Below are 13,806 nucleotides of genomic sequence, written 5' to 3'. Positions count from 1 at the left end.
GCCCGTTCTTTGCCAGCTCAACCCGATTGACCAAAGAAGGCCGCTCCCATGACGCAACGCACCCTTGCCCTTTTGCCTGGTGACGGCATCGGTCCAGAAATCGCCGAAGCGACACGCCACGTGCTGGCGGCGGCCTCGGACGCCTTCGGGCTCGGCCTGACGTTCAAGACGATCGACATCGGGTTTGCTGCGCTCGAAGCCAGCGGAAGCACCTTTCCCGACAGCTCCTTCGAGGAGATCCGGACCTGTGACGGGATCGTCCTTGGCCCGGTGTCCCACAACGCCTATCCGCCGCGAGCGGAGGGCGGGCTGAACCCTTCGGGTGAACTGCGCAAGCGGCTCGACCTCTTCGCCAACATTCGTCCCGCCCGGACCCGTGCCAATATCGCACCGCGTGCCGGCATCCCGCTCGACATGGTGATCGTCCGGGAAAATACCGAAGGTTTTTACGCCGACCGCAACCTTCATTCCGGCCCTGGGGAGATCATGGTGACCGAAGACGTCTCCATGGCATTCCGCCGGATTACCCGGCACAGCTCGATGCGGATTGCCCGGGAGGCCTTCGCCCTTGCCGGGACGCGGGGCAGGCACGTCACCGCCGTGCACAAGGCCAACGTGATGCGGGTAAGCGACGGACTGTTCCTTGAGTGCTGCCGCAAGGTTGCCTCGGAGCACCCGGATGTCACCTATGATGAACGTATCGTCGACGCGATGTGCGCGCACCTCGTCCGGTCGCCCGACCGGTATGACGTGATCGTCACCACCAACATGTTCGGCGATATCCTCTCGGACCTCGCATCCGAACTCGCCGGAAGCCTCGGTCTTGCAGCCTCTCTCAACGCGGGAGAGAACGCCGCGATGGCACAGGCCCAGCACGGCTCCGCTCCCGACATTGCCGGGCAGGACATCGCCAACCCCTCCTCGCTGATCGGCTCCGCCGTCATGCTGCTGAACTGGATGGGGCAACGCGACGATGACCCGGCACTCCTGAAGGCTGCGGATGCCATCGACGCCTCTCTTGAAGCGGCGCTGACATCTCCAGGACTGCGCACCCGCGACCTGGGCGGGACCACTGGCACGAGAGCGTTCGCGCAGGCCGTAGCCGGCGGGCTCACCCAGGCCAGGTAGGTCAGGCCCGGATGCGGGCCGGCTCGAACGCGAACCGTTCGGAAGTTCCCGGCCATCCTGGCGGCTGTCACGAGACCTGCCGAAAGGGTTCCATGAAGAAAGGACACCGCGCAGGGGCGATGTCCTTTCTTGCGGCCAGTGGCGGGATCTTCCCTCGGCGTCGGATATCGCCGATCAGTAGATGACCACGCTGCGGATGCTTTCGCCGTGATGCATCATGTCGAAGCCCTTGTTGATGTCATCGAGCGGCATGGTGTGGGTGATGAGATCGTCGATGTTGATCTTGCCGTCCATGTACCAGTCGACGATCTTCGGAACGTCGGTGCGACCCCTTGCGCCGCCGAAGGCGGTGCCGCGCCAGACCCGGCCGGTGACGAGCTGGAAGGGGCGAGTGGAGATTTCCTGCCCCGCGCCGGCAACGCCGATGATGACCGATTCGCCCCAGCCCTTGTGGCAGCATTCGAGCGCCTGGCGCATGGTGTGGGTATTGCCGATGCACTCGAAACTGTAATCGGCGCCGCCCCTGGTGAGTTCGACAAGGTGGGCGACGACGTCCTTGTCGCCGAGATCCTTCGGGTTGACGAAGTGGGTCATGCCGAACTTTTCGGCAATCGCCCGGCGTCCGGGATTGAGATCGACGCCGACGATCATGTTGGCGCCCACGAGCCGCGCGCCCTGGATGACGTTGAGGCCGATGCCGCCGAGACCGAAGACGACGACATTGGAGCCGGGCTCCACCCTGGCGGTGTTGATGACGGCACCGATACCGGTGGTGACACCGCAGCCGATGTAGCAGATCTTGTCGAACGGCGCGTCCTCGCGGACTTTCGCCAGCGCGATCTCGGGCATGACCGTGAAGTTCGAGAAGGTCGAGCAGCCCATGTAATGATACAGCGTCTCACCGCCGATCGAAAAGCGGGATGTGCCGTCGGGCATGAGGCCCTGACCCTGGGTGGAGCGGATCGCCTGGCACAAATTGGTCTTCGGATTGAGACAGTACTCGCACTCGCGACATTCCGGAGTGTAGAGCGGGATCACATGGTCACCCTTCTTCACAGAGGTGACACCCGGACCGACATCCACCACGACGCCCGCACCCTCATGACCGAGGATCGACGGGAAGATGCCTTCGGGATCACCGCCCGAGCGGGTGAATTCGTCGGTGTGGCAGATGCCGGTCGCCTTGACCTCGACCAGGACTTCACCGGCCTTCGGTCCGTCCAGCTCGACCGTTTCAATGGAAAGCGGTGCTCCGGCCTTGTGTGCCACCGCTGCTCTCGTCTGCATCCTCTCGTACTCCCGTATTCGCCGGTCCTCAGGTGCCCGGTAAGGTGGCGGATGGGCATGGGGCTGGCAATATGCAAGAAGTCATTTCACTTGCGTTGGCGACGTCCCCGGTGCCTCATCGGCCCGCCCCGATCTGAAAAGGAAGATGACCATGGCCCGACGTCTCTACGACCTTACCGGTGCCGATCCCCGGTGCCGCTTCAGTCCATACTGCAACCGCATCCGACGGGCTCTTGCGGCCAAGGGGCTCGATGCGGAAATCGTGCCGATCCGTTTCACCGACAAGGACCGGATTGCATTCAGTGGCCAGAAGCTGGTCCCGATCCTGACCGATGGCGAGCGCACGATCACCGACAGCTGGGACATCGCCTGCTATCTCGACGAGGTTTACCCTGAACCTCCGCTGATGGAGGGCGAGCAGGCGCGCGCGCTCACCGGCGCGTTCCGGAACTGGGTGGACTCCGTCATTCATCCCCTCATTCTTCGCATCGTGATTCTCGACATCCACCGGGCCCTGACACCCGGAGACCAGGTCTATTTCCGCGAGACCCGCGAGCAACGCTTCGGTTGCACGCTGGAGGAGTTCCATCAGGGCGAGGCGGCGATACCTGCCCTGCAAAAGGCCCTCGAACCGGCGCGGATGACCCTGCGCCAGTCTCCCTGCATCTGTGGTGACCGGCCCGGTTTTGCCGACTTCATCCTCGCCGGCGCGTTCGACTGGGCCGGAGCCGTTTCGAAGGTGTCCCTGCTATCCGGCGATGATCCGCTCCGCTCGTGGTATGCCCGTATGGGAGCTTGACAGCGGCAGTGGTTTGAACAATTGTAACGCAACGAAACAAAATTTCTGCCGATACCGAATCCAGATTGATACGAGGGAGGAACGGTGGCGGTTCCATATCAGGGTGCTGTTGAGTCGCGTCGTCCGTGGATGCCGAAATTCCTGAGCGGCGATCATCCGTTTCCATGGCTGGCACCGATGTTCGCGATGATTATCGCGTTTGGCATCTATCCTTTGATCTATTCGATATGGCTCAGTACCCAGGGCAAGGTTCCCGGGCTGCGGGACTACAAGTTCATTGGTGCCGAGAACTGGATCAAGGCGTTTTCCGATGATCGCTTCATCGATTCGCTGGTCGTGACGATCGAGTACACGCTGATATGTCTTGTCATCCAGGTCGTGCTGGGCATGGCGATCGCGATGCTGCTCGATTGCGAACGGCGCGGATACGGGCTCCTTCGCGCCCTGATGACCCTGCCTCTGGTGGTTCCGCCTGCTGTCACGGGCATGATGTTCCTGCTCATGGAGGATGGCCAGTTCGGCGTACTGTCCTATTATCTCAAGGAGATGGGACTGGTCGATCCGGACAATCCCATCCTTGCCAGCACCTCCATGGCCCTCTGGGGCGTGATGGCAGCCGATATCTGGCAGTGGACGCCGTTCATGGTGCTGATCCTGATGGCCGGTCTTCGTGCGTTGCCGAAGGAACCGTTCGAGGCGGCGGCCATCGATGGTGCCAACTGGTGGCAGACGTTGCGTCATCTGACCCTGCCCATGCTCAGCCGGGTCATCGCAACGGCGGTCCTGATCCGCACGATCGACCTGTATCGCATCTATGACTATATCTTCGCGATGACGTCGGGAGGTCCCGGAACGGCGACCGAGACGCTCAGTTTCTATGCCGGCAGGGTATTCGGTGTGGCCAACTTTCCCTATGCGGCGACGCTGAGCCTGCTCACGCTCATCATGCTGAACGTGATCTGCTTTGCCTTCATCAAGATTTTCAGGGTGAAGTTCTGATGCCGGGACATGCTTCGAAAGTGATACTGCGCGATATCCTGGCCTGGTTTGTCGTGCTGGTTTTCATCTTTCCGCTTTTCTGGTGGGTGCTGGCCTCGTTCAAGCCCTATACCGCGATCTTTGCCCAACCGCCGGTCTATGCCGATTTCCAGCCGACGGTGGAGAACTACGAGGTCACCATCGGCGGCAAGTCGCGCATCAATCTCGAAGGCGGCGTCGGCGGGCAGACGGGCGGCGCATCGTCCTATTATTCGCTGACGTCGATCTACGACAGCCTGATCGTTGCCATCGGTTCGACCTTCTGCGCCCTGTTGCTGGCGACGCTCGCGGCGTTCGCCCTTTCGCGGTTTCCGATACCCGGAAAGGACCACATGGTCTTCTTCGTGCTGGCGCAAAGGATGATGCCGCCCATTGCTGTGGCGATCCCGTTGTTCTTCATCTTCCGCGACATGGGGCTGCGCGACAGCCATCTCGGGCTGATCCTGGCGCATACGCTGATCAACCTGCCGCTGGCGGTGCTGCTCTTGAAGAGCTTCTTCGACGACGTGCCGGTGGAGCTCGACGAATCGGCGATGCTGGACGGCGCCACGCGGTTTCAGGTCTTCCGCATGGTCGTGCTGCCGCTGGTCAAGGGCGGGCTGGCGGCGACGGCGGTGCTCTGCTTCATCTTCTCCTGGACGGAGTTCCTCATCTCGCTCCTGCTCACCACGAGCATCCGGACGATTCCGGTCAAGATCACCACGTTCGTCACTTCCACGGGCACCGAGTGGGGGTTGATCACGGCGTTGGGGAGTGCGGCCCTCGTGCCGAGCTTCATCTTCATCATGCTGGTGCAAAAGCATCTCGTGCGCGGCCTGACACTCGGCTCGCTGAAGGACTGAGTATCCGGCCGGTCGCGATCTTCCTCCCAGGCTCGAAAACAACAGGAGGCATCTGATGAGCTTTCGAGACCATGACCGCAAGACCTTCATTGCCGATACGGCAAGGGCCTACGGTCGGCGCCGCATCACCAGGCGGCAGTTCTTCCGCAAGATGGCCTTGGCCGGCGTGGGCTTTTCCGGCTTTTCCGCGACCATGATGGGCGGCGGGCGGCCATGGGGCGGGCTCACCAACCTCGGGACGCCGCTGGCACAGGCCCAGACGCCGGATGACGTCACCGCGTGGCTCAAGGACGTCGGCCGCCAGTTCGCCGGCACCACCATCCGCTACACCTCGGAAGCCACGCCGCCCACCAACGTCGCCTCCGAGCTCAAGAGCGAGTTCGAGGAAGCCACCGGCATCAACGTCGAGATCGAGATCGTGCCGCTGGAGCAGGTCCTCCAGAAGGCCACGCTCGACGCGCAGGGACAGCTCGGCACCTACGACCTCTATTATCTCGACCAGGCCTGGGCCGCGCTGTTCTCGCCGGATACCTTCAACCCGCGCGAATACTACGACAGCAAGCCCGAGCTGGCGATGCCGGGCTACGACTGGGACGATTTCTCGCCACCGCTGGTCCAGGGCATCGCCATGGCCAACGACCAGATGATGGGTGTTCCGTTCGACATTCCCATCTTCATCCTGATGTACCGCAAGGACCTGTACGACAAGCACGGCCTGTCGGTGCCGACGACCATGCAGGAATACATGGATGTCACCAGGGCGCTGCACGAGGCCGAGATCGGCAACGGCATCTACGGTACCACCGGCCAGCTCAAGTCCGGTCATTACAGTCTGGAGTGCGACTGGACGGCATGGCTATGGTCGCATGGCGGCTCGATCTTCGGCCCGGACGGCATGTTCACCGGCAATGACGAGGCCGGCATGCGCGGCCTGCAATACATGCTCGATCTGGTAAATTACATGCCGCCGGATGCCAAGACCTGGACCTGGGATGGCCAGTGGCAGTCCATGGCCCAGGGTGTGGCCGCCCAGTGCATCAGCTGGGGCGAGTTCTTCCCCGGGCTCGATGGCGGCGACAGCAAGGTCGGCGGCGGCAAGATGGCAGCGGCCATTCCACCCGAAGAGGCGGCCCTGCGCACACCGGACGAAACGGGCTTCAACGAGATCCCGCACATCGGCCATCAGGGCGGTTCGTCGATTGCCCTGTCCCGCTACTCGAAGAACCCCGATGCGGCATGGCTCTTCATGCAGTGGGTGACATCGAAGGACGTGGTTGCGCGCTCGTGCATCGTCGGTGGTGGCGCTTCGCCGGTACGCCTGTCGGCGTTCAAGGACCCGCGCGTGCTGGCAGCGGCCGAGCCCGGTGCCGGTACGACGCGTCACTTCCCGGCCATCGAGTGGACCATCAACAACCGCATGGGGTCGGAACCGGATCTGCCAAGCTGGCCGGAGATCGCCAACAATGTCATTCCGGTGGAACTCGGCAAGCTGCTGGCTGGCCAGTATTCCTCACCGGAAGAGGCGATGAATGCCATCGCCGAGCAGACCAACGAGCTGGCCGCACCGTTCCGCGGCTGATCTGATGACCGGCCGGCGGAATCCAACTGTAGGAGACCGTCGGCCATCGTCAACCGTACCATCAGGCAGCATGTATCCCGATGAACGCTGATCTCGTTATCGGTGTCGACAGCAGTACGACGGCAACCAAGGTCGTGGCTTTCGATCGCGAAGGGGCCTTTGTCGCCGAAGGGCGGGCCTCGATCGGCATGGAGAGCCCGAAACCGCTGTTCTTCGAACAGGACGCGGAGGAGTGGTGGACGTCACTGGTCGCGGCCCTGAAGGTTCTTGGGGCGCAGATCGACCTTCGTCGGGTAGCGGCCCTGTCGGTTTCCAATCAGCGGGAGACTTTCGTCCTGCTGGATGAGAACGACCGGCCAGCATCGCCCGGCATCACCTGGCTGGACGAGCGCGGCCGCGACGATGTGCGGCTGCTGAGCGAGAGACTCGGCCGCGATACCCTGCGCGAGATCACCGGCAAGACGCCGGACCCGACTCCCTGCCTCTACGCCGCGCACTGGCTCAAGCGCAACGAGCCCGAACTCTATGCCCGTGCCGCGCGCGTCTGCGACGTTCATGCCTTCCTCGTCCTGCGCCTGACCGGACGATACCGGACGAGCTGGGCCAGCGCCGATCCGACCGGGTTCTACGACCTCGGCAACCACGTCTACTCCCCGGTCATCCTGGAGGCGCTGGACCTGCGTCGCGAGCAGCTGGCCGTTGCGGAGCGGCCGGGCACGGTGCTGGGGCATGTCAGCGAAGCGGCGGCGGCTCTCAGCGGCCTGCCGGAGGGGACGCCCATCGTTGCCGGTGGTGGCGATGGCCAGGCCGCGGGGCTCGGCACCGGAACGCTGGCGGCCGGCAGTGCCTATCTCAATCTCGGCACCGCCTGCGTCAGCGGTGTCTACGACCGGGCCTATGCCACCGATCCGGCGTTCCGGACCATGGCGAGCCTGTCGGGCGACGGCTATATCTACGAAGTCTGCCTGCGCAGCGGCACCTTTCTCGTCGACTGGTTCGTCAAGGGGCTGTTCGGCGCCGATACCGAAGCCGATCCCGGAATCTACGAACGGCTGGAGCAGGAGGCTGCCCGGCTGCCCATCGGTTCCGAGGGGCTGATGCTGATGCCCTATTGGGGTGGCGTCATGACCCCCTACTGGAACTACAACGCGCGTGGCGGGTTATTGGGTCTGTCGGCGGAGCATGGTCGCGCTCATGTCTACCGTGCACTGATGGAGGGCATCGCGCTCGATCTGGCAATGGGTTATGCTGAAATCGAAAAGGCTATCGGCCAGCCCATCCGTGAATTGCTGACCATCGGGGGAGGGTCCCGAAGCCGCACATGGTGTCAGATCGTTGCGGATGCTACCGGCAAGACTGTCTACCGTTCTGATGTCGTCGAGGCGTCAGCACTCGGGGCGGCGATCACCGCCGCCGTGGGGGCCGGCTGGTTCACGGACGCGCAGCAGGCGGCCGCGAGCATGGCAGCACGGGGCGATGTCGAGATTCGCCCGCAGGCGGACAATGCGCAGGCCTATGGCCGCCTGCTCGATGTCTACAGGAAAGTGTATCCAGCAAATCGGGAAATTCTCGAAGCGCTGGCGATGTTCAAGAGTGAAGGATGACGGGCTTGAAAGCCAGGGGTGACCAGCATATCGAGGACTTCCTCAGCGGGCGTTTCGTGCCCGGCGAGACAGGCAGGCCGGTCGAATGCTCGATCCGGACGATCGTGATCGAGCCCGATCTCGACGGCGCGGAAGCCGGGCTGGTGGAAAGGGCCGGGCTGGACGGCCGGCTTGCCGTCGTTTGCGACGAGAACACGATCGAGGTGATGGGGCGGCGGGTGGTCCGTGCGCTGGGCGACGTCATCGAGGTCGTTCTCGACCATCCTCACGCCGACGAGGAGACCGCAGCCGACCTGAGGGACCGGATCCGCCATGCCGATGCCGTCGTTGCGGTCGGTTCCGGCACGATCAATGATCTTTGCAAGCATGCGACCTTCCCAGATGGTCGCCAGACGGCAGTCTTCGGTACCGCCGCCTCGATGAACGGCTATGTCACCAGCACCGCCTCCATCTCCTCGGGCGGCTACAAGAACAGCCTGAAGTCGAAGGCCCCCGCGGGCGTCTTCTTCGACCTTTCGGTTCTCTCGGCGGCTCCGGCGCGCATGACCTGCGCTGGCGTCGGCGATTCCCTGTGCCGTGGCGTGGCCCAGGTCGACTGGCTGATGTCGCACAGGCTGCTGGGCACGCCGTACTACAACAGTCCCTATGTCATTCAGCTCGACGACGAGCCGCTGGTGCTGGAGAGCACCGGCCGCCTGCTCGATGGCGACCCTGACGCCATGGCGGCCCTGGTGCGGCTGTTGACGCTCGGCGGGCTGGGGGTGGTCATTTCAGGCACCAGCCACTCCGGCTCGATGGGCGAGCACGGCATCAGCCACTACATCGACATGTTCATGGACCCGCATCCGGGTTCGCTGCATGGCGAACAGGTCGGTGTGGCGACATTCTCCATGACGAGACTTCAGGCGGAGATGCTTGCCGATGAGCAACCGCCCGTGCTGGAACCCACCCGGGTCGACGAGGTCGCCCTGCGTGCCCGTTACGGAGCCCAGGCGGACGATTGCATCCGAGGACTGATGGCGAAACGGATCGATGACGCCGCCGCGGCGCGCATCAACGGGGCGCTGGCGCGTGACTGGCCGGGGCTGCGCGACGAGTTGCTGGCACTGACGTTGCCGCTGGCGCGGCTGGAGGCGGCGGTGGGCGCCTGTGATGGCCCGATGAAGCCCGGGGACATCGGTCTCGACGCCGCGCGCTACGGAGAGGCGGTCGCCCACGCACACGAGATTCGTGACCGGTTCTCGTTCCTCGATCTCGCGGCGCATACGGGCCGGCTCGCCGGGTTTGCCGAGCGGGAAGCCGCCCGATGAGCCATGTCGTCATCCTCGGTGCCGGTGTGATGGGTAGTGCCTTCTCGCTGCCGCTGGCCGATGCCGGGTCCGCTGTCACATTGGTGGGCACTCATCTCGACCGTGAGTTGATCGACGGTGTGCGCAGGGATCGCTGTCATCCGAGACTGAACGCCGTCCTGCCCGAGCGGGTCGAGGCCCGCCATCACGAGGAGCTTGGCGATGTCCTGGCGAAGGGGGTGGATCTGGTCGTTCTCGGAGTGAGTTCGGCGGGTGTCGAATGGGCGGTGGACCGGCTCCGGCCGCACCTGACTTCGTCCGTTCCGATCCTCATGCTCACCAAGGGACTTGTCTGCGAAAACAACCGATTGGGGATTTTTCCCACTGGTGTATCGAAGGCCCTGAACTGCCCCGTGGGCGGCGTTGGCGGGCCCTGCATCGCCGGGGAACTCGCCGTCCGCCGGCAGACCAGCGTGGTCGTGTCGTTCGGCGACGAGGCGCTGGTGCGCCAGGCGCTCGCCCTGCTCGATGCTCCCTATTACCATGCGCGGGCCAGCCGCGACCTTGTCGGTGTCGAAGTCTGTGCCGCCCTGAAGAATTTCATGGCTCTGGGGATTGGTGCCGCCTTGGGACAACTCGACATCGCGGAACCAGTCGACAACAGGGCGCAAATGCACAACCACGCTGCCGGCCTGTTCAATCAGGCGCTGCTGGAACTCGATCACATCAATGCAGCGCTCGGCGGCGAGGCTTCGACGGTTCGCGGGCTGGCCGGTACCGGCGACCTCTACGTTACCGTGCAGGGCGGTCGCAACAGCCGCATGGGACGGTTGCTCGGCGCGGGCTGGCGATATCGCGAGGCCAAGGCCGGACGGATGGCGGAGGATACGGTCGAGGGTGCGGAACTCGCGCTCTCCGTCGGCGGCACGATGCTCGCCATGATCGAACGTGGCGATCTCGACGCGGCGCGCCTGCCGCTTTCGCGGGCGATCCTGCGGGCCATTCGCGATAATGAGACTTTCGATATTCCGTGGAATGACTTCTACCGTTGAAGAGGACGATATGACGACCAGAACCGTTTTGCTCGGTGCCGACCATCTGGGCCTTCCGCTGAAGGACACCATCAGGAACCATCTCGAAAAGAAGGGGGTCAGGGTCGAGGATCTGGGCGTGAATTCCAATGATCCCGTTGATTATCCCGATGTCGGGAGAAAACTGGCCGAGCGCATCGCCGAGGGCGGTGCAGATCGGGGAATTCTGGTTTGCGGTACTGGTGCCGGCATGGCGATCGTCGCCAACAAGGTGCCCGGTGTCCGGGCGGTCTGCGTCACTGACCCCTACACGGCCGAACGGGCCATCGCCTCGAACAATGCGCAGGTCATCACCATGGGCGCGCAGATCACCGGTCCGTCGGTCGCCACCATGCTCGTCGATATCTGGCTTGCCAACGAGTTCCAGTCCGAACGTTCGGGCAAGAAGGTGGCCAAGATCGACCAGGTGGACACGGACTATCGGGGCCGGTGACGATCCGCGCGGTGTCGGGATGATGGTCGACCGCGAGGACCAGCAACGCACGCGCATTGCCTGGCTTTACTATGTCGAGGGCCGGACGCAGGGGCAGATTGCCGAACAACTGGGATTGTCCCGGGTGCGCGTCAATCGTGAACTGGCGATTTGCCGCGAGCTGGGCATTGTTCAGATTCGCATCAATTCAAGATTGAAGAATTGTGTCGAGCTGGAACGTGAACTGGTCAAGCATTACCGGCTCGCCAATGCGGTGGTGGTGCCGGCTCCGTCCGATAGCGAGAACTTCCCGGCAGTGATCGGAGGTGCGGCCGGAATCTTCATCTCGGACCACATGTCCGACCGGATGTCCATCGGCATCGGCTGGGGGCGGACCTTGCGGGCAAGCCTCCAGTCGGTGGAACGCAAGCGCTGGCAGGGCATGACGGTGGTCTCGCTGATGGGTGGGCTTACTCGCGGATCGGCAATCAACACCTACGAGACAGCTTCGAGATTCGCTGACATTCTCGATGCCGAATGTTACTACCTGGCAGCACCGACCTTCACCAGCTCGCCTCAGTCACGCGCCACCATTCTCGAACAGGGGGCGATCACCGAAGTGATCGAGCGTGGCCGGTCGGTCGACATGGCACTGGTCTCGGTGGGCGCCCTCGAACGCCAGTCGACGATCAGGCGCCTCGGCCTGGTGTCGGCGGAAGACACGCTTTCGCTGCAACTGTCCGGCGCCATCGGCGATCTTCTCGGACACTATCTCGATGAGGCGGGGGAACTGGTCGATCATCCGATGAACGACAGGGTCATCGGACTCAGTCCCGAGGACCTTGGCAAGGTGCGTCTCTCGATCCTGGCGTCGGGGGGCGTGGAAAAACTGCCGATCATCCGGGCTGTCCTGAGCCGCGGTTACGTCAATGTCATCGTCACCGACGAGCAGACCGCGAGGAAACTCCTCGCACCGCGTTGAACGTGCACAGGCGCGAGCATCTACGTTCAGGTCGTCGGTCCCACATCGCCAAAGACGCCTGCGCCCGCGATGACGGTGTCGTAGAGGGCCAGTGCCGGGGCGAGTATGGTCAGGTTGAAGAAGCGCGACAGGCCCGGCCATTCGGCACCGCGGCTGTCATGTGCGGCGTGGCGGGCGCCTTCTTCGAGCAGGACCGCGCCGAGCACCGCGCCGAACATCTCCAGATAGGGCCTGGCCGCAGCAGCGCGGTCGGCGGTATCGAACCGCCGGATGCGGTCGGTGGCCTCGCGCACGGTGGCCACGGCCGCTTGCAGTTCCTCGGAGGCCAGCGAGGCGAGTTCGTCGAGAAGGTCGTAGGGCAGGCGTCCGTCTTCCATGGTCAGTTTCCGGCCGATGAGGTCCATCGCCTGAATGCCGTTGGTGCCCTCGTAGATCGGGGTGATACGGGCATCCCGATAGTGCTGGGCGGCGCCCGTTTCCTCGATGAAGCCCATGCCGCCATGCACCTGGAGGGCCATCGACGCGATCTCCTGGGCCCTGTCCGTGCACCACGCCTTGACGATAGGGGTCAGCAGTGCGACGCGGTTGGCGGCATGCTTGCGTACGGCTTCGTCGCCGTGACGGATGCTGCGATCCACGTGGGAGGACGCGTAAAGGCACAAGGCACGCATGGCGGCGATCACCGCACGCATGTGAGTGAGCATCCGGCGCACATCGCCATGCTCGATGATCGGTCTGCCCTGCACCCGGTCATGGGCATAGGCAAGCGCCTGCTGATAGGCGCGTTCGGAAATGCCCAGCCCTTCGAGACCGACTCCGAGTCGGGCATTGTTCATCATGGTGAACATGCAGCGCATGCCGGCATTCTCCTCGCCCAGAAGATAGCCGATGGCTCCATCATCCTCGCCGTAGGACATCACGCATGTGGGGGAGGCATGGATGCCGAGTTTTTCCTCAAGTTTCAGGACCCGCATGTCGTTGCGCCGTCCGGGTTTCCCATCGGAATCGATGAGGAATTTGGGAACGATGAACAGCGAGAGGCCCTTCGTGCCCGGTGGCGCATCGGGCAGGCGTGCCAGTACCAGATGGAGGATGTTATCGGTAAAGTCCTGGTCGCCAAAGGTGATGAAGATCTTCTGGCCGCGAATGCGGTAGTGGTCGCCGTGCCGCTCCGCGCGGGTGCGCAATGCGCCCACGTCGGTGCCCGCCTGCGGTTCGGTGAGGCACATGGCGGCCGTCCACTCGCCGCTGATCAGACGGTCGAGACAGGTCGATTTCTGCTCGTCGGTGCCGTGGTGCAGCAGGGCCTCGCACGCGGCCTGGGTCAGGAGCGGGCAAAGGTACAGGGTCATGTTGGCGGCATTCCACATCTCGCCAACAGCCGTGGAAAGGGTCCATGGCAGGCCCTGTCCGCCATGCTCTTCGGGAAACACAAGTCCCATCCAGCCACCTTCCGCGAACTGGCGATAGGCGTCGATGAAACCCTCGGGTGTGCGCACCCGGCCGTTTTCGAGCTTCGAGCCCTGCCGGTCGCCGACCGCGTTCAGCGGCGCCCAGACGTTCCTCGCGAGCTTTGCGGCCTCTTCCAGAACCGCCTCGACGACATCCTCGCTCGCGGCTTCCAGTCCCGGCAGCGCCGCCACGTCGTCCATTCGCGCGATGTGCTTCAGCACGAAGCGGATATCGTCGATGGGCGGTTCATAGGCGGTCATGGTCGGGGCTCCGGCACAGGGTAGCGGAAGGGCGAATCGGACG

General features: G+C 63.7%; 12 protein-coding genes. 10 read left to right on the top strand and 2 right to left on the bottom strand.

What is annotated here, in order from left to right:
* Positions 1-48 precede the first annotated feature (48 nt).
* Entirely contained in the window at positions 49-1,128 is a 1,080-nt protein-coding gene (locus H6851_04595) for an isocitrate/isopropylmalate dehydrogenase family protein (protein MCB9942881.1), read from the top strand.
* Between the two features lie 174 nt (positions 1,129-1,302).
* Here the strand turns inward: H6851_04595 and H6851_04590 are convergent, their stop codons facing one another.
* Positions 1,303-2,415, bottom strand: coding sequence for an S-(hydroxymethyl)glutathione dehydrogenase/class III alcohol dehydrogenase (locus H6851_04590; GenBank protein ID MCB9942880.1), 1,113 nt, complete (start codon positions 2,413-2,415; stop codon positions 1,303-1,305).
* Positions 2,416-2,566: 151 nt separating this feature from the next.
* On the opposite strand from H6851_04590, the gene H6851_04585 reads away from it, so the two are divergent.
* The 9 genes from H6851_04585 (at position 2,567) to H6851_04545 (ending at position 12,051) form a co-directional block, all read left to right on the top strand.
* On the top strand, positions 2,567-3,214 hold the full coding sequence (locus H6851_04585) for a glutathione S-transferase N-terminal domain-containing protein (GenBank protein MCB9942879.1): 648 nt from the start codon (positions 2,567-2,569) through the stop codon (positions 3,212-3,214).
* A 129-nt stretch (positions 3,215-3,343) separates the two neighbouring features.
* Entirely contained in the window at positions 3,344-4,213 is an 870-nt protein-coding gene (locus H6851_04580; GenBank protein MCB9942878.1) for a sugar ABC transporter permease, read from the top strand.
* On the top strand, positions 4,213-5,094 hold the full coding sequence (locus H6851_04575; GenBank protein MCB9942877.1) for a carbohydrate ABC transporter permease: 882 nt from the start codon (positions 4,213-4,215) through the stop codon (positions 5,092-5,094). Before H6851_04580 ends, H6851_04575 begins: the two co-directional genes overlap by 1 nt.
* A 55-nt stretch (positions 5,095-5,149) precedes the next feature.
* Positions 5,150-6,673, top strand: coding sequence for an extracellular solute-binding protein (locus H6851_04570; GenBank protein MCB9942876.1), 1,524 nt, complete (start codon positions 5,150-5,152; stop codon positions 6,671-6,673).
* An 80-nt stretch (positions 6,674-6,753) separates the two neighbouring features.
* A complete protein-coding gene (locus H6851_04565) occupies positions 6,754-8,277 on the top strand; it encodes a hypothetical protein (protein ID MCB9942875.1) in 1,524 nt (507 codons plus the stop codon).
* On the top strand, positions 8,274-9,587 hold the full coding sequence (locus tag H6851_04560; GenBank protein ID MCB9942874.1) for an iron-containing alcohol dehydrogenase: 1,314 nt from the start codon (positions 8,274-8,276) through the stop codon (positions 9,585-9,587). Before H6851_04565 ends, H6851_04560 begins: the two co-directional genes overlap by 4 nt.
* On the top strand, positions 9,584-10,618 hold the full coding sequence (locus H6851_04555) for a glycerol-3-phosphate dehydrogenase (GenBank protein MCB9942873.1): 1,035 nt from the start codon (positions 9,584-9,586) through the stop codon (positions 10,616-10,618). The genes H6851_04560 and H6851_04555 overlap by 4 nt, the downstream gene beginning before the upstream one ends.
* Positions 10,619-10,628: 10 nt before the next feature.
* On the top strand, positions 10,629-11,090 hold the full coding sequence (locus H6851_04550; GenBank protein MCB9942872.1) for an RpiB/LacA/LacB family sugar-phosphate isomerase: 462 nt from the start codon (positions 10,629-10,631) through the stop codon (positions 11,088-11,090).
* Positions 11,091-11,109: 19 nt separating this feature from the next.
* Positions 11,110-12,051 carry a sugar-binding transcriptional regulator gene (locus H6851_04545; GenBank protein ID MCB9942871.1) on the top strand — a complete coding sequence of 314 codons (942 nt, stop codon included), beginning with the start codon at positions 11,110-11,112 and terminating at the stop codon, positions 12,049-12,051.
* Between the two features lie 26 nt (positions 12,052-12,077).
* Here H6851_04545 and H6851_04540 read toward each other — a convergent pair whose 3' ends face one another.
* Positions 12,078-13,763 (bottom strand): acyl-CoA dehydrogenase, encoded by a 1,686-nt coding sequence (locus H6851_04540; GenBank protein MCB9942870.1) that lies wholly within the window; start codon positions 13,761-13,763, stop codon positions 12,078-12,080.
* Between the last annotated feature and the right edge of the window lie 43 nt (positions 13,764-13,806).

Source organism: Geminicoccaceae bacterium, assembly GCA_020638465.1.
Taxonomy (GTDB): Bacteria; Pseudomonadota; Alphaproteobacteria; order Geminicoccales; family Geminicoccaceae; genus JAGREO01.
This window is presented reverse-complemented; position numbering and strand designations above follow the sequence as displayed.

Bases quoted from the DNA above. Each gene is read 5' to 3' on its own strand.
- H6851_04595 (MCB9942881.1), top strand. From the start codon at position 49: ATGACGCAACGCACCCTTGCCCTTTTGCCTGGTGACGGCATCGGTCCA.
- H6851_04590 (MCB9942880.1), bottom strand. From the start codon at position 2,415: ATGCAGACGAGAGCAGCGGTGGCACACAAGGCCGGAGCACCGCTTTCC.
- H6851_04585 (MCB9942879.1), top strand. From the start codon at position 2,567: ATGGCCCGACGTCTCTACGACCTTACCGGTGCCGATCCCCGGTGCCGC.
- H6851_04580 (MCB9942878.1), top strand. From the start codon at position 3,344: ATGCCGAAATTCCTGAGCGGCGATCATCCGTTTCCATGGCTGGCACCG.
- H6851_04575 (MCB9942877.1), top strand. From the start codon at position 4,213: ATGCCGGGACATGCTTCGAAAGTGATACTGCGCGATATCCTGGCCTGG.
- H6851_04570 (MCB9942876.1), top strand. From the start codon at position 5,150: ATGAGCTTTCGAGACCATGACCGCAAGACCTTCATTGCCGATACGGCA.
- H6851_04565 (MCB9942875.1), top strand. From the start codon at position 6,754: ATGAACGCTGATCTCGTTATCGGTGTCGACAGCAGTACGACGGCAACC.
- H6851_04560 (MCB9942874.1), top strand. From the start codon at position 8,274: ATGACGGGCTTGAAAGCCAGGGGTGACCAGCATATCGAGGACTTCCTC.
- H6851_04555 (MCB9942873.1), top strand. From the start codon at position 9,584: ATGAGCCATGTCGTCATCCTCGGTGCCGGTGTGATGGGTAGTGCCTTC.
- H6851_04550 (MCB9942872.1), top strand. From the start codon at position 10,629: ATGACGACCAGAACCGTTTTGCTCGGTGCCGACCATCTGGGCCTTCCG.
- H6851_04545 (MCB9942871.1), top strand. From the start codon at position 11,110: ATGATGGTCGACCGCGAGGACCAGCAACGCACGCGCATTGCCTGGCTT.
- H6851_04540 (MCB9942870.1), bottom strand. From the start codon at position 13,763: ATGACCGCCTATGAACCGCCCATCGACGATATCCGCTTCGTGCTGAAG.